Annotated in this window: 18 protein-coding genes and 1 pseudogene; 4 read left to right on the top strand and 15 right to left on the bottom strand. The window is 57.9% G+C overall.

Annotation, left to right across the window (positions count from 1 at the left end):
* The first annotated feature begins 47 nt into the window (after positions 1-47).
* The 3 genes from V8J85_RS13170 (at position 48) to V8J85_RS13160 (ending at position 3,014) form a co-directional block, all read left to right on the top strand.
* Complete coding sequence (locus tag V8J85_RS13170) at positions 48-548, top strand: hypothetical protein (RefSeq protein WP_339954216.1); 501 nt, start codon at positions 48-50, stop codon at positions 546-548.
* Positions 549-826: 278 nt separating this feature from the next.
* Positions 827-2,245 (top strand): hypothetical protein, encoded by a 1,419-nt coding sequence (locus V8J85_RS13165; protein WP_339954215.1) that lies wholly within the window; start codon positions 827-829, stop codon positions 2,243-2,245.
* Positions 2,246-2,657: 412 nt separating this feature from the next.
* A complete protein-coding gene (locus V8J85_RS13160; RefSeq protein ID WP_339954214.1) occupies positions 2,658-3,014 on the top strand; it encodes a hypothetical protein in 357 nt (118 codons plus the stop codon).
* Positions 3,015-3,066: 52 nt separating this feature from the next.
* Here V8J85_RS13160 and V8J85_RS13155 read toward each other — a convergent pair whose 3' ends face one another.
* The 7 genes from V8J85_RS13155 to mtnA all read right to left on the bottom strand — a co-directional run bounded on the left by V8J85_RS13155 (position 3,067) and on the right by mtnA (position 9,241).
* A complete protein-coding gene (locus V8J85_RS13155) occupies positions 3,067-3,864 on the bottom strand; it encodes a substrate-binding domain-containing protein (protein ID WP_339954213.1) in 798 nt (265 codons plus the stop codon).
* Complete coding sequence (locus tag V8J85_RS13150; RefSeq protein WP_339954448.1) at positions 3,861-4,556, bottom strand: ABC transporter ATP-binding protein; 696 nt, start codon at positions 4,554-4,556, stop codon at positions 3,861-3,863. Before V8J85_RS13150 ends, V8J85_RS13155 begins: the two co-directional genes overlap by 4 nt.
* On the bottom strand, positions 4,556-5,260 hold the full coding sequence (locus V8J85_RS13145; protein ID WP_339954212.1) for an ABC transporter permease: 705 nt from the start codon (positions 5,258-5,260) through the stop codon (positions 4,556-4,558). The genes V8J85_RS13150 and V8J85_RS13145 overlap by 1 nt, the downstream gene beginning before the upstream one ends.
* Positions 5,261-5,313: 53 nt before the next feature.
* Positions 5,314-5,916 carry a hypothetical protein gene (locus tag V8J85_RS13140; RefSeq protein ID WP_445285908.1) on the bottom strand — a complete coding sequence of 201 codons (603 nt, stop codon included), beginning with the start codon at positions 5,914-5,916 and terminating at the stop codon, positions 5,314-5,316.
* Between the two features lie 78 nt (positions 5,917-5,994).
* On the bottom strand, positions 5,995-7,395 hold the full coding sequence (locus V8J85_RS13135) for a selenium-binding protein SBP56-related protein (RefSeq protein ID WP_339954210.1): 1,401 nt from the start codon (positions 7,393-7,395) through the stop codon (positions 5,995-5,997).
* Between the two features lie 101 nt (positions 7,396-7,496).
* A complete protein-coding gene (locus tag V8J85_RS13130) occupies positions 7,497-8,144 on the bottom strand; it encodes a class II aldolase/adducin family protein (RefSeq protein WP_339954209.1) in 648 nt (215 codons plus the stop codon).
* Positions 8,141-9,241: an S-methyl-5-thioribose-1-phosphate isomerase gene (gene mtnA / locus V8J85_RS13125; RefSeq protein WP_339954208.1), complete on the bottom strand. Its 1,101-nt coding sequence runs from the start codon at positions 9,239-9,241 to the stop codon at positions 8,141-8,143. The genes V8J85_RS13130 and mtnA overlap by 4 nt, the downstream gene beginning before the upstream one ends.
* Before the next feature lie 158 nt (positions 9,242-9,399).
* Here mtnA and V8J85_RS13120 point away from each other — a divergent pair, with 158 nt between their 5' ends.
* Positions 9,400-9,774: a DUF1304 domain-containing protein gene (locus V8J85_RS13120; RefSeq protein ID WP_339954207.1), complete on the top strand. Its 375-nt coding sequence runs from the start codon at positions 9,400-9,402 to the stop codon at positions 9,772-9,774.
* Positions 9,775-9,782: 8 nt separating this feature from the next.
* Here V8J85_RS13120 and V8J85_RS13115 read toward each other — a convergent pair whose 3' ends face one another.
* The 8 genes and pseudogenes from V8J85_RS13115 to tuf all read right to left on the bottom strand — a co-directional run.
* The gene (locus tag V8J85_RS13115; protein WP_339954206.1) at positions 9,783-10,127 is read right to left on the bottom strand and encodes a DUF2200 domain-containing protein; all 345 of its coding nucleotides are present in this window, start codon (positions 10,125-10,127) and stop codon (positions 9,783-9,785) included.
* Positions 10,128-10,209: 82 nt separating this feature from the next.
* The gene (locus V8J85_RS13110) at positions 10,210-10,506 is read right to left on the bottom strand and encodes a 50S ribosomal protein L23 (protein WP_339954205.1); all 297 of its coding nucleotides are present in this window, start codon (positions 10,504-10,506) and stop codon (positions 10,210-10,212) included.
* Positions 10,503-11,123, bottom strand: a complete 621-nt coding sequence (gene rplD, locus V8J85_RS13105) for a 50S ribosomal protein L4 (RefSeq protein ID WP_339954204.1) — start codon at positions 11,121-11,123, stop codon at positions 10,503-10,505. Before rplD ends, V8J85_RS13110 begins: the two co-directional genes overlap by 4 nt.
* Positions 11,113-11,952 (bottom strand): 50S ribosomal protein L3, encoded by an 840-nt coding sequence (rplC, locus tag V8J85_RS13100; protein ID WP_339954203.1) that lies wholly within the window; start codon positions 11,950-11,952, stop codon positions 11,113-11,115. Before rplC ends, rplD begins: the two co-directional genes overlap by 11 nt.
* Before the next feature lie 12 nt (positions 11,953-11,964).
* Positions 11,965-12,279, bottom strand: a complete 315-nt coding sequence (rpsJ, locus tag V8J85_RS13095) for a 30S ribosomal protein S10 (protein WP_339954202.1) — start codon at positions 12,277-12,279, stop codon at positions 11,965-11,967.
* A gap of 211 nt (positions 12,280-12,490) precedes the next feature.
* The gene (locus V8J85_RS13090) at positions 12,491-12,802 is read right to left on the bottom strand and encodes a type II toxin-antitoxin system RelE family toxin (RefSeq protein WP_339954201.1); all 312 of its coding nucleotides are present in this window, start codon (positions 12,800-12,802) and stop codon (positions 12,491-12,493) included.
* A 24-nt stretch (positions 12,803-12,826) separates the two neighbouring features.
* Positions 12,827-13,120: a type II toxin-antitoxin system prevent-host-death family antitoxin gene (locus V8J85_RS13085; RefSeq protein ID WP_339954200.1), complete on the bottom strand. Its 294-nt coding sequence runs from the start codon at positions 13,118-13,120 to the stop codon at positions 12,827-12,829.
* A gap of 586 nt (positions 13,121-13,706) precedes the next feature.
* Positions 13,707-13,863: pseudogene (gene tuf / locus V8J85_RS13080) on the bottom strand (elongation factor Tu); the annotation flags it as partial.

The following is a 13,863-nucleotide window of genomic DNA, read 5'->3' as shown; positions in this document are numbered from 1 at the left end:
CACCCGCAATGTTACGGCATTCACACTTTGAAAGCATAGGACAAAGCATGGCACGTTTTGGTATAAAGGTCAGAAATATTCAACGTGAAGTTGGCGCCTGGGTGCGTCGCCTCGCCGCTCGGGTGGCCGCAGGTGGTCTAGGCGCTGCGCAGGAAGAGAAATTCGACCCCAAGTCGAGTGGCAAAGATACCCCGATCAAACGAGGCGAGGGCGTCGCGTTGACGGAGGAGTTCTGCGCCGATCTTGAAGGTGGCTTTGCATTTGACGAATCCGTCGAAGCCGCCGCCGAGCAATCTAAACGAGCGCTAGCAGCATCCAGCGGCAAGGAAATGACCTATGTGCAATTTCACTTTGATCGCACATTGACAACCAAAGATGGCGGCAACGAAGTCCGGGTCGTGAATGTGGTCGTTCCCGATTTGTCGTCCAAGCTGGTGCTGAAGGACGGCAAACCCCAAGTTGGCGATGATGGCGAACCTTTGACCGATCTCAACGGCATCGTCGAAGAAGCTTTTGGGAATATCGTCTTTTCGACCTGTCAGAAATAAATCAATCTGCCGGAGTTCGCGTGAATTAGATGATCATTGACGAAAAAGATCCGAACACCGGCGACAACCAGGACTTCCCTCCGGATGGGCAAACAGCGATCACCCTGTTTGGACCATTCTCCATCACGTCCCCCGGGGGGCGCGACATTACGCCCAATAGCAAAAAGGCGCGGGCGCTAGTGGCGATGCTAGCGCTTGCGCCGCAAGGACGACGATCACGGGCATGGCTACAAGACCGACTTTGGAGCGAAAAGGCCCAGAAACAAGGTCGCGCAAGCTTGCGTCAGCTTCTCAGCGAATTGCGGAAGCATCTTGACGTAGCGGCTTGCGACTTCGTCGAAACGGGCGGTGACGACATTTCGCTGAATCTTCGCCAAGTTTCCATAGACGTCCAAGCCCGAAAACCCCCGGCGCACTATGAACTTCTCGAAGGCTTCGATATGGACGATCCGGCCTTCGAAGAGTGGCTTAGTGAAGAACGTGCACATTGGTACGATCGACTGAAGACTGAAGATACGCCACCGTCCGCGCCCGCCATTCAAAAGAGTAAATCCACACTACGCCGCTGGACGCCGCGCATTCTGCTGGCCGACTTTGCAACCATTGGCGACGACACAGTCGGTCACCTTGCCGCTGGGGTCGTTTCCGAAATCGTCTCGATGTTCGGGGCAATATCGGACATGTACGAACTGGCGCATCGTGGCCCAGACGAGGATCAACAGGCCGACTACACCCTGACCGGCACGGTACGCCAGGGAAATGGCTTTCGTATCACCGTCCAGTTGATCCGTCAGGAAAGCCGCGCCATCGTCTGGACAGAGAAATATGATGTCCCTTCGGCGGCCCATTTCGACGCGCAAGAACAGGTAGCGCGCAACATTGTCGAAGCGGTCCAGTCCGTTCTGAATGACAGCAGCCAGGCGGGTTTTAGACAGATTGAGACAGTGCCGACACGCGCATGGGAACTCTATCAGCGCGCCCGGTCATTGGATCAACTGGGCGGTCGACGAAGGCTCAACCCGACGATCGCCTATTACAAAGAGGCGTTGTCGATCACGCCTGATTTCCTCGCGGCTCGGGTCGGTCTCGCCTTCAGTTATCTTGACGGTCTGCGCAACTGCTGGCTCGACCGTACCGATGAAGTATTGCGAGAGGTACAAAACATCGCCACCTCACTGGTTAAAACCGACGGTGAAAATCTTTGGGTGTGCGCCCTGACGGCATTTGCCGCCTGCGCTGAACAGCAATTCACCTCGGGTCTTGGTATCATGGAAGACGTCGTGAATGAGGCGCCGGAAAGCCCGGAATTCAACGGCTGCATGGGCGCGATCCTGGATTACTGTGGTCGGAACGACGAGGGCATCAAAATCCATCGTCACGCACTCACCCTCTCCGAATATCCACCGGCGTGGATCAACACGAACCTCGCCATGTCATTGCTGATCGTCAAAGACCCTGCGGCGCTTGAAACGGCAGAGGGCATTCTGGCGAGAGACGCCAAAAACCAACGCGCGTTGATGGTCAAGGCCGTCCACTGCTTACGCTACGGTCGCATGCCGCAGGCAGAGGAAGCGGCGGAAACCCTGCGTGTGCTCGATCCGCGTCTAACGGCGCAGACATGGCGATCACCCACCTTCTTTGCGGATCGATCCCAACACCGGGCCATTGCCGCTGAGCTGAAAAAACTTGGCTTCTGATCCGTTTTCACACCTTTTTCACCAAATCCTGACGTTCACCTGACGCCCCGTTCACACACAAAATGCATAAAGGTTGCAGGAACTGTGGTGGGGAGCAAACGCGAATAACACGTGTAAGTCGGATCAGTCTCATTAAGGCGCTGACATCCGGTTTCCTTGGAACGGCTTTAGGTGTGAGTGGTGTTAACCTTCCAGAATTGGATCGGTCAGCAATCGTCCCGAACGTTGATCGACTTGCTGTTTCAATCCCCGCCACAGCTTCCGCCAGTATACGCGGTGCTGCCATATTTTGGTGCCGCCGCGATTAACGAGTAACTCTTTTCCCTGCGCAAAGGGCGCGTTGTTGCTGTGACCTTTGTGCTTGGTAAGGGGTGAGATTGCAAACCGGATGGGTGATCCGACATAGGAACATATGATGAAGCTCACAAAAGATGATCCTTTATATTCGACACTCTCCGATCAGTTTGTCGTGCGGTATGTCGCTCGTATCGCGCGTATTCTGGATCGGGAGCCATTGATCAAATTCAACCTTAACGAGGTCGGGCAAGCCGAACGTGACCTTCTCTTCACGGTCTGCTTTGAAGGCGTCGTCAATTTCGAAGATCCGCGTAGTTGCCAAGACGGCGGTCGCGCCTATCGGCTAAGACCGGTCTTTCAGGGTGAACCCGATGTCGAGACCGAGACAATGATTTTCGGCGATACGGCGATGCATGGCCTGATCGACGATCCGATCCTCGAATTGGGCATCCAACGCGCCAAGGGTCACTAACCCTTTGGCACACCACGCGCCCCGCGCTGCCTCTCCCCGGCGCGGGGCGTTGTTACTGTGCGTTGAAAACAAAAAGCGGCTCGCCATTGATCTTATAATCGTTGATCAACCCGGCGGCCCTCTCCCCGGTCAGCCAGGTTTCCAGCCGTAACGCCAGATCATGGCTGACATGCGGATGTCGTTCCGGGTTGATGGGAAGATAGGCATATTGATTGAAGAGGGCCGGGTCACCTGCGAACAGCAGGGCCAGGCCACCCTTGTTCCCGAAATTCAGCCAACTGGCGCGATCGGCCAGGATATAGGCATCGAGACCCACCGCGGTGTTCAACGCCGCCCCCATCCCGGCACCGACGGCATTGTACCAGGGGCCGAAATCATCGACGTTCAGCCCTGCGTCGGCCCAGATGCGCAGTTCCGCTTTGTGGGTCCCGCTGTCGTCACCGCGGCTGACGAAACCGGCCTGTACGGTCGCAATGCTTTGCGCGGCTGCAGTCACCGCCGTCGCATCCGCGATCCGCGCGGGATCATCAGCTGGGCCGATCATGACAAAATCATTGTACATGATCTCGCGCCGGTGGGTGCCGTAACCCGCATCGACAAACGCCTCCTCGGCCGCGCGGGAATGGACGAGGATCGCATCGACATCGCCCGCTTCACCCAAACGCAAAGCCTGCCCGGTGCCGACCACCAGCAACTGCACATCGATATCCAGATCATCTTTGATCGCAGGCAACAGAACGTCGGCCAGACCGGAATTTTCGAAAGACGTCGTCACCGCCAGCCGCATATCATCCGCCAGCGCCGACGTACCCAACCAAAGGGCGACAATAAACGAACCCAAAAATTTCATCCGACGATATCTCCTTTCAAAAACGCGGCAAGTTCCGGGGTCACGGGGCGATCGAACACCCGCGGTGACGGCCCGCTCTCATGCACCTTGCCCGACAGCATGAACACGACCTCTGCCGCCAACCGTCGCGCCTGTCCCATATCGTGGGTCGCCATGATCAACCGGGTGCCGGCAGCGGCACTTTCCTGCAGCAATGCCTCGATCTCGCGCGTGGATTGACCATCCAGGTTCGCCGTCGGCTCATCAAGGAAAAGAACCGCCGGGTCGGTGATCAGCGCCCGCGCGATGGCCAGCTTCTGCCGCTCGCCCCCCGATAGCCTGTTCGCCGCGCCATCGGCCCAATCATGCAAACCGATCCTGTCCAACCAGCGCCTTGCGTCTTCCAAAGCGAAAACCTTCCCCACACCCGACAACAACAGCGGAAACATCAGGTTTTCGGTCACCGAGCGGCGGAGAACGATCGGGGACTGAAAGACAAAAGCGCGCCGTTTCGGATCGTCGTCGTGCCACTGCACCGCACCGTCGCTGATCCTTTCGATTCCATGCATCACCCGTAACAACGTCGTCTTGCCTGAACCGTTTGGTCCGACGATCATGGTTGGACCGCCTTCATCCAACGTCAGATCGACAGGCCCCAGCACCTGTTTATCCCGTCTGCGCACGCCGCAATCTTTCACCACCAACGGAAACATCACCAGCGCCCCTCTTGTTCTGTCCGCGACAACGAGTGGATGGCGATGTTCACCGCCAGCGCCAAACCGATCAGCACAAATCCAAGACCCAACGCCAACGCGAAATCACCTTTGCCTGTTTCCAGCGCGATGGCCGTCGTTAGCACACGGGTTGCATTGTCGATATTGCCGCCCACGATCATGATCGCCCCGACCTCGCCGATCGCCCGCCCGAAACCGGCCAGCGCAGCCGTCAGCAAGGCCCGTCGCCCGTCCCAGACCAATGTCCTGATCCGCTGCCATTTCGTCGTGTTCATGGAAATCAGCAGGTCATGATACTCTGCCCACAATTCGCGCATCGCCTGATGGGCAATAGACGCGATCAGGGGTGTGATGATGATGACCTGCGCGATGATCATGGCTGTGGGGGTGAACAACAGGTTCAACACCCCGAACGGGCCTGACCGCGATAGCAGGATATAGAGCATCAAACCGACAACCACGGGCGGTAACCCCATCAGCGCGTTCATGATGGATATTGTCAGACGCCGAAACCGGAACCGTTGCACGGCGAGGAACGCACCGAACGGGATCGCGATAAGCGACGCAATCACAACCGCCGACAGGCTGACCTGCAAGGATCGCAGGCTGATCGCCCAAAGCTCTGCGTCAAACGTGACGATCAGCCAGAACGCCGCCTGTAGCCCCTCCCAGATATCGTTCATGCTGCCCGTCGACACCGTTTCATTCGGCGCATCTTGGGGTCAAGCGCGAGGGATCACAAGACGTTGTGGCTTCCATAAAGCGTGGACCAGATGCCGAAGGCGCCGACAAGCACGAGGCTCAGCGCCCAGACGATATCGAGGTTCAGCCAGGTCTTCGACAGGAACCGCAGGCCCAGCCAGACATAGATCGCAACGGCGATGACACCGCCAGCAAGGGTCATCGCCATCGTGTGGACGAAAGCGACCGTAAACGCCGTCATAACGTTGTTCCCCATCAGCACTTCCGCCGCCGCATGCCCTGTCTGGGCAGAGTCAACCGCGCAGATGCCCAGGAAGATCGGGACCAGCATCAGCCCTGCCCCGTGGGCCATCGCGGCAAGAAATGACCAAAGGGTCAGCCGTGCCGGATGCACCCGCGCCAAATAGCGCGGGTGGCGGCGGTTGATCAGCAGATAAAGCCCCATGGCAATGACGATCAGGCCAGCGGCGATACGGATTTCGCCCTCCCATGCCACAAGAAATAACAGCAGCGAAAACGGCAGCAGAATCGCGACCATGGCAAGGAAATGACCCACGGCCAGCAACCCCAGCGCCCTGGGCAGGGCCTTCGCCCGCTGCTCCATCAACGCGCCGGATACGGCCAGCGGCCAGCCCATGCCGGGATTCACCCCATGATAGAAACCAGCCGCAATGACGGCCCACCAAAGGGCCGTCAGATCAAGATCGGGCGTCACTTAGGCGGACGGGTAACAAAAGCTGTCGGTCGAACAATCGCCCCCTTCCAGCCTGATCTGGTGACTGCGATATCCTTCGGGGAAGTCGATGTAGAAATCCTTGTCGAGCTCAAAGCCGCCGTTGTCGCCGACCCGCGCCATCACCATCTGCCCGCCTTCATCGTCCGGGTAGAACTGATCATCCCATGATGAATAGAGCGAGTTGGTCCAATAGACCCGCTTCCCGTCGCGGCTGACCTCGACCATCTGCGGTCCGTAGACAAACGGTTTGCCATTTGGGTGCTTTGCCCCTCGGGCAATACCGCCCAACTCGACCTTCCCGGCCAGAACCGGGTTCATCGGGTCCGAAACATCGTACTGATGCATCTCACCCAGCCCCCAACAGGCGACGTAAAGATATTTGTCATCGAGACTCAGGTCGATATCCGTAACCAAAGGCGGTACGGCGCCAAAGCCTTTCAGCAGTTCGGGCAGGTTGTCCGCATCCTCGGGGCGTGGATCGATCGTGATTGTCTTCTTCGCCTGCCACGTCCCGTCATCCCCGCGCCACCAGGTAAAAATCGCTCCCTGCAGGTTGGTCGTGTCCACCACGACGCCGCAGAACCCATAGGACTTTTTGGGGTCATGCGCTGGTCGGATTTCCAGCGCCATCTGGTAATTCTCACCGAAATCTATGGTCTGGATATTCTTGCGCTTGCGCAAATCCCAGAAGTGGATCGAGTGGCCGTATTTATTCGACAGCAAATCCTCGGGCACCACCCCGTTTTCGAATTGCGGCGGCAGCCCCCATTCGGAGCTGACCATGTAATCCTGCGGCAAGTTCCACCAGAAATCGTAATGCTTGTCCTGCGGACCACGATCCATCTCGTACTGGCCGATGATCTCGAAAGTCTCGCAATCCATGATGAAGATGCCGGGCGGGCCGTCGGTGCCATCTTCGCCACCACCGCCAAGGGTGGAAACATAGATGCCCTCGGGACCGCAATGGATGGTGTGCGGGCGGGAATAGCCGGTCTTGGCAAAAACCTCTTCCGGTTCGATGATCTTGTGAATTTTGGCCTTCAACGGTTCTTTCACGTCGATCACATAGATACGCGACGAACGGATGCCCGGCACGATCAGATAGCGGCGTTCAAGGAAAGCGTGGCCCGATAGCGGCGACAGCGACGACGAACAGGCGTTCCAGCCGAAATGATGAAATTCGTCGCCTTTGTTGGGCACGATCACCTGATGCACGATCTGGCCGTAAGTGTCCGATTTCGGGTCCAGGTCCACCACGGCAAGCCCATCCGATTTGGACCCGTCCGGGCTAAGCATCACGGTAAACGCATAATTCTCGACTGGCGCTTGCATCGCCAATTTCGGAGACGCATAAAACGTCGGGTCTGGTCTTAAATTCATACTGATCCTCCCTGGGAAATGCTGCTCGTTCTCGACGCATTATTGGGCCATGTTCGGCCTGCCTTAGGATCGCCTGTTCCCCCTTCCAATCCGGCCAGTCCTCATTTCTGGCCGTAATCCGCGAATGAGGCCAAAGCCTCTTCAATATCGGCGTCCGTCAATAAAACGGGTCGCCCACTAGTCTTCGCCACCGTATACACTTTGGCGAGGTTTTCTAACTCTTGCATACGCCACAGCGCCCGGTCCAGCGTTTCTGCCACCGTGACGGCGCCGTGATTGGCCAGCAGGCAGCCGTCCCGCTCAGCCAACGCTGCGGCCACCATCCGCGCGAGCGTGTCACTCCCGAACAGCGCGTAATCGGTCACCGGTACGTCAGGGCCACCAAACGCCGCAATCATGTAATGCACTGCCGGGATCGGACGGCGATGTGTCGATACCGCCGTGGCATGGACCGGATGCGCGTGCACAACCGCGTTCACATCCGGCCGGGCCTGCAGGATCGCCTGATGAAAGCGCCATTCGGTCGACGGTTTCAGGCCCGCTGGATCAGGCCCACCGTCGAGGGGAACCTTGCAGATCATGTCCGGCGTCATCGCCGCATAGGCAACCGCAGAGGGCGTGATCAGCATGCCATCCAGCACACGCACCGACACGTTGCCAGACGTGCCCTGATTGACCCCAACCGTGCCCATCCACAGACACGCATCAATAATCGCCTGCCGTGTCGCGGTCGTGTCAGGCAGGCTCACTCTGCCGCCTGCGCCATTTCGGGGAACATGGCGGCCAGACCAGCCTCCGATGCATCGCAGATGCCGCGTTCGGTGATCAGGCCGGTGACAAGATGGTTCGGCGTCACATCAAATGCCGGGTTGCCGCCCGGTGTGCCATCCGGCGTGACCTGAACCACGCCAATCTCACCATCGTTCCGCCCCTGAATATGCGTCACCTCCTGCGCATCACGCTCCTCGATCGGGATTTCTGCCACGCCGTCCGAGACCGTCCAGTCAATCGTTGGGGATGGTAGCGCCACATAGAACGGCACGCCATTATCCTGCGCCGCCAGCGCCTTCAGATATGTCCCGATCTTGTTGCAAACATCGCCCCGACGGGTTGTCCGATCCGTCCCGGTGATCACCAGATCCACCTGCCCATGCTGCATCAGATGCCCGCCGGCATTGTCGGTGATGTAGGTATGCGGGATCCCATGCGACCCAAGCTCCCACGACGTCAGCGCCCCCTGATTGCGGGGCCGTGTCTCATCCACCCAGACATGCAGCGGAATTCCTTTGTTATGGGCCTGATACATCGGGCTGGTCGCGGTGCCCCAATCAACGGTGGCGATCCAGCCAGCGTTGCAATGGGTCAACAGGCGCACCGGCTCACCCGCCGGTTTCTTCGCCGCGATCTCTTGGATCAAAGACAACCCGTGCACACCAATCATGCGGTTGATCTCGACATCCTCATCGGCAATCTCATGGGCCAATCGCAATGCTGCTCCCGCCCGATCAGCCTCTGCCAGCGGCGCCAGCGCAGCCCGACAGCGATCCAACGCCCAACGCAAATTTATCGCCGTCGGGCGCGTCGCATGCAGATACTCCCACGTCCGGTCCATATTGGCATCCGTCGGATCATCCGCCACCGCCAACGCCATACCATACGCCGCTGTCGCTCCGATCAGCGGTGCGCCCCGCACCCGCATCTCGACAATCGCAGCGGCGTAATCCTCAAGCGTCTCGACCGACTGCACCCGAAAATCATGCGGCAGCCAGCGTTGATCGATGATCTGCAACGCGCCCTTGACGTCATCCCACCAAAGCGAGCGATAATGCGTTCCATTGACCTTCATGCGCCGATATCCCCTGCCAGCCAGACAACGCCAGTGTTGCGGAACTCATTCGATCTGACAACCGGCGCCGGGCAAAATCGCCGAAAGATAACGATACCTTTCCGGCGCGTTGTCCGACCGTGCAAAACCAACTAGCCTTCACCAGCACGGAGGACGTTATGCGCATCATCGGCCTTATCCTCGTCGCCCTCATCGCGGCGGTCCACATCTACATCGCCTATTTTGAGATATTCGCCTGGGAAACGCGCGGCCCCGTTGTGTTCGCCAGCCTCCCGCCAGAGCTTTTCGAACCTACCGTCCCGATGGCCGCTAACCACGGGCTCTACAACGCCTTTCTCGCCGCGGGTTTGATCTGGGCATTGCTGATCAAGGATCGATCCTGGCAGCAAAACGTCGCAACATGTTTTCTGTTATTCGTGCTGATCGCCGGTATCTTCGGTGCGGCAACGGTATCGACACGCATCCTGGTCGTGCAGTCCGTACCGGCAACGCTCGCACTCATCTTCCTGTGGCTGGGACGGCAGCGCAGCTGACGTGCATCTCACCTTTTGATGTTCTCGAACTTCTTCCCGCGCGCCAGTTCATCGATCAGTTTGTCCAGATACCGGATCTCCTGCATCAGGGGCTCGGCGATCTCTTCCACCCGAACGCCGCAAACAACCCCTTTGATCAGTTTGCGGTTAGGGTTCATCGCAGGGGCCTGCGCAAAGAAGGCTTCAAAGTCCCGCTCATCCGCCAGTGCCTCTTCCAACCCATCCGCATCATAGCCGGTCAGCCAACAGATCAGATCATCCACTTGGCGCTTGGTCCGGTCCTTCTTTTCGGCCTTTGCGACGTAATGCGGGTACACGCTGGCAAAGCTCATTTTGTAGATCGGGTGCGACATGGGCGGGCCTCCTGCCATGTCAGCATAGAAAAGGCCCCGGACGCTGTCACGCCCGGGGCCTGTATTCATTCTCAAACCGAACTTAAAGACCGGTGGACACGTCGATCGTGTTGCCCTCTTCGAGCGTCACGTAGGCCTTCTTCACGTCGCTCCGCTTGCCCAACTGGCCGCGGAAGCGTTTGGTCTTGCCTTTGGTGATCGTCGTGTTGACCGCTTTCACCTTCACGCCAAACAGTGCCTCAACGGCCTGTTTGATCTGCGGCTTATTGCTGTCGATCGCCACCTCGAACACAACGGCGCCATTCTCGGACGCCATCGTGGATTTCTCGGTGATGATCGGCTTGCGGATCACGTCGTAATGTTCTGCTTTCGCGCTCATGACAAACGAGCCTCCAGTGCTGCGACGCCTGCTTTGGTCAGCACGAGCGTGTCCGACCGCAGGATGTCATAGACGTTCGCGCCCTGGCTGGGCAGAACATCCAGTGTTTTGATGTTTTGGGCGGCCTTCTTGAAGTTTTCGTTCACTTCGGCCCCATCGATGACCAGCGCGCGCTTCCACCCCAATGCGCCGACCTGTTTGGCCAGTGCGCCGGTTTTGGCGTCTTTCACATCGATGCTGTCCACGACAACCAACTCACCCGCTGCGACTTTCGCGGATAAGGCGTGCTTTAGTCCCAGCTTGCGGAATTTCTTCGGCAGGTCATGGGCGTGGCTGCGAGGCGTCGGACCTTTGTAGATACCACCCGACCGGAAGATCGGCGCACCGCGCGACCCGTGACGTGCGCCACCGGTGCCCTTTTGGCGATAGATCTTCTTGGTTGAATACGACACTTCGGACCGGCCCAGCACGTCATGCGTACCAGCCATGGCCTTGTTGCGCTGCCAGCGGACGACGCGGTGCAGGATGTCCTTGCGGGGCTCCAGACCAAAGATGTCGTCGCTCAGATCGACGGAACCGGCTTTGCCGCCGTCAAGTTTGATGGCATCAGCCTTCATTGTTCTCGCCTCCTTCTTCATTGGTGGCTTCTTCGGCCTCGGCAGCCTCGAGTGCGGCCTGTTCCGCCTCGGCAGCGGCCTTTGCGGCGGCTTCCTCTTCAGCGGCGGCTGCGGCGGCGGCTTCTTCGGCCAGACGCTCGGCTTCTTCCTTCATGGATTTCAGACCGGCGGGGTAGATTACGTTTTCAGGTGTCGGCTTTTTGACCGCGTCCTTGATCGTGACCCAGCCACCTTTCGATCCGGGAACAGCACCCTTGACCATGATCACACCACGGTCGGTGTCGGTTTTGACGACTTGCAGGTTCTGGGTGGTGACTTTCGCCGCACCCATATGCCCGGCCATCTTCTTGCCTTTGAACACCTTGCCGGGGTCCTGACACTGACCGGTGGAACCATGCGAACGGTGCGAAATCGACACACCGTGCGAGGCGCGCAGACCACCAAAGTTGTGCCGCTTCATCGCACCGGCAAAACCTTTACCGATGGATGTGCCCGACACGTCCACATACTGACCTTCAAAGTAATGATTGGCGAGGATTTCTTCGCCGACTTTGATCAGGTTCTCAGGGGCCACGCGGAATTCAGCCACCTTGCGCTTGGGCTCGACCTTGGCGGCGGCAAAATGACCGCGCATCGCCTTGGAGGTACGCTTGGCCTTCGCCTCACCCGCGCCCAGCTGAACGGCGACATAGCCGTCCTTGTCAGCGGTGCGCTGTGCGACAACCTGCAGTTTTTCAAGCGAAAGAACGGTGACAGGGATCTGCTTGCCGTCTTCCATGAACAGCCGGGTCATCCCGACTTTCTTTGCGATAAGTCCGGTACGGAGCATGATGTCTACTCCTTATACGGAAATCTGAACGTCAACACCGGCGGCCAGGTCGAGCTTCATCAGCGCGTCCACGGTCTGCGGTGTCGGGTCCACGATATCAAGAAGGCGCTTATGCGTGCGGATCTCGAACTGATCGCGGGATTTCTTGTCCACGTGGGGACCACGCAGAACGGTGAACTTTTCGATCTTGTTCGGAAGCGGGATCGGACCACGAACAGAAGCGCCTGTGCGCTTGGCTGTGCTGACGATTTCCTGTGTGCTTGCATCAAGCACCCGGTAATCAAACGCCTTCAGGCGGATACGGATGTTCTGGCTTTGAACGGCCATATGTCATCCCCTTATACTGGGGTGAAGATCGGATTGGACGATACCGGCTCATCCGGCACCCTCATCGCGTCTTTGGTCTAACGTATAAAGGGCGCGCATGGCGCACCCTTGGCTTGGATGAGCGGCGTATAGGGGGAGTCGAAGGGGGTGTAAAGGGGGATCATCGGCTGTCTGCTACGGAATGTAGCAGTTTAAGTAGATGAATTCCCGGTTAGGCGATTCTTAGTTTTCGGAGAGCCGTATCGAGCTTCTCATGCAGATCACCTACGCCGCGATAGGCATTCTTACGATCTCTTATCAAAAGCAAAACTACCCGCTCTGATGAAAGCGGGTAGTAAACCAGTCGGTAGCTACCGATACGTAGACGATAGAAATCAGGTGCCGATTTGATCTTCTCGACATCTAGCTTTAACTCGCCTGATCGCCATTTTTTGAGGTCAGCCCAAATTTTCGTACGGTCAGATTTGTTTATCTTCTTTAGTTCGCGCTCAGCATTGGGCGCGACTATGACTTCTTTTTGCAACTGCTCCTCCGATCATTGCGTCGGCTAGTCCACGTCTAGCTCTCTTTCTAGTTCATCCATCGTCTTTCCTCCCTTTTGTTGAAACTCACTCAAGGCTGCTTTCGCTGCCTCGGCTTCGAGTTCTGCCTCTGCTTCTAGTAGCTTGTCCACGCGATCCAGAAACTCCATCGATACGACGGCGACTTTTCTGTCTCGCTTGGTGATTACTACCCGCTCACCAAAATATGCAGCATCAAGAATATCCGATATTTTAGCGCGCGCCTCAGTCGCAGAGTATTTGATGGGCGTTTTTGTAGCTCCTTGCATCTCTCTTTCCATCTAGCTGAAGGCGTCCTTGGTTGGACCCATCTAGGCCCCAACCGAGCAGCTGCCAATTTTGTACATTATGTACATTTTAACGTCAATATACATAATGCGCATTTTAGAAACTCCAAATGAACAAACCGTGTATTTAAGCAGAACTTTGCCGCAAAAGAGCATCGTCCTGAAAGTCTCAAAGAACAGACAGTAGACCTCCCGCCCGGTGGGCACCACCGGGCAGCGCCCGACCGCCCCCCTGGGCGGGCGCTTTCAGCGCGACGCCCGCGGTCGGGCACTGCCCTTAGTTCTGATGCGTAAACGTTACGGGCTATCGGGGCATGCCTCGCACGCAAAAGGCCGCCCCTATAAGGAGCGGCCTTTGTCTGTTTCGCGGTTTGGTGGGTTCTACCCACCCTACGTAGGGTAGGTGCAACCCACTCGCCGGGAAGGGCTACCGAGTGAGTTCTCGGCATTTGCTGCGCAAACGCCTGCCACTCACTGGCACCCAGATCGGAGAGGGTGCGGGTTCTCAGGGGCTTTCGCAGAAAGGCCCGTCCCACCCGCGCGGTGCGTTTGCGGTCAATGACCGCAAGCCGCCCCGTGATTACTCGACGATTTTGGACACCACGCCCGCACCGACAGTCCGGCCACCTTCACGGATGGCGAAGCGCAGGCCGTCTTCCATCGCGATCGGCGCGATCAGTTCGACGTTGAACTTCAGGTTGTCGCCCGGCATCACCATTTCGGTGCCTGCGGGCAGC

The sequence above is a fragment of the Yoonia sp. 2307UL14-13 genome (assembly GCF_037572755.1).
Taxonomy (GTDB): domain Bacteria; phylum Pseudomonadota; class Alphaproteobacteria; order Rhodobacterales; family Rhodobacteraceae; genus Yoonia.
Note: the sequence above shows the minus strand (reverse complement) of the source record. Positions and strands in the feature narration are given on the sequence as shown.

Coding starts and splice junctions, on each gene's coding strand:
- V8J85_RS13170 (WP_339954216.1), top strand. CDS start 48: ATGGCACGTTTTGGTATAAAGGTCAGAAATATTCAACGTGAAGTTGGC.
- V8J85_RS13160 (WP_339954214.1), top strand. CDS start 2,658: ATGATGAAGCTCACAAAAGATGATCCTTTATATTCGACACTCTCCGAT.
- V8J85_RS13155 (WP_339954213.1), bottom strand. CDS start 3,864: ATGAAATTTTTGGGTTCGTTTATTGTCGCCCTTTGGTTGGGTACGTCG.
- V8J85_RS13150 (WP_339954448.1), bottom strand. CDS start 4,556: ATGTTTCCGTTGGTGGTGAAAGATTGCGGCGTGCGCAGACGGGATAAA.
- V8J85_RS13145 (WP_339954212.1), bottom strand. CDS start 5,260: ATGAACGATATCTGGGAGGGGCTACAGGCGGCGTTCTGGCTGATCGTC.
- V8J85_RS13140 (WP_445285908.1), bottom strand. CDS start 5,916: ATGGGCTGGCCGCTGGCCGTATCCGGCGCGTTGATGGAGCAGCGGGCG.
- V8J85_RS13135 (WP_339954210.1), bottom strand. CDS start 7,395: ATGAATTTAAGACCAGACCCGACGTTTTATGCGTCTCCGAAATTGGCG.
- mtnA (WP_339954208.1), bottom strand. CDS start 9,241: ATGAAGGTCAATGGAACGCATTATCGCTCGCTTTGGTGGGATGACGTC.
- V8J85_RS13120 (WP_339954207.1), top strand. CDS start 9,400: ATGCGCATCATCGGCCTTATCCTCGTCGCCCTCATCGCGGCGGTCCAC.
- V8J85_RS13115 (WP_339954206.1), bottom strand. CDS start 10,127: ATGTCGCACCCGATCTACAAAATGAGCTTTGCCAGCGTGTACCCGCAT.
- V8J85_RS13110 (WP_339954205.1), bottom strand. CDS start 10,506: ATGAGCGCGAAAGCAGAACATTACGACGTGATCCGCAAGCCGATCATC.
- rplD (WP_339954204.1), bottom strand. CDS start 11,123: ATGAAGGCTGATGCCATCAAACTTGACGGCGGCAAAGCCGGTTCCGTC.
- rplC (WP_339954203.1), bottom strand. CDS start 11,952: ATGCTCCGTACCGGACTTATCGCAAAGAAAGTCGGGATGACCCGGCTG.
- rpsJ (WP_339954202.1), bottom strand. CDS start 12,279: ATGGCCGTTCAAAGCCAGAACATCCGTATCCGCCTGAAGGCGTTTGAT.
- V8J85_RS13085 (WP_339954200.1), bottom strand. CDS start 13,120: ATGGAAAGAGAGATGCAAGGAGCTACAAAAACGCCCATCAAATACTCT.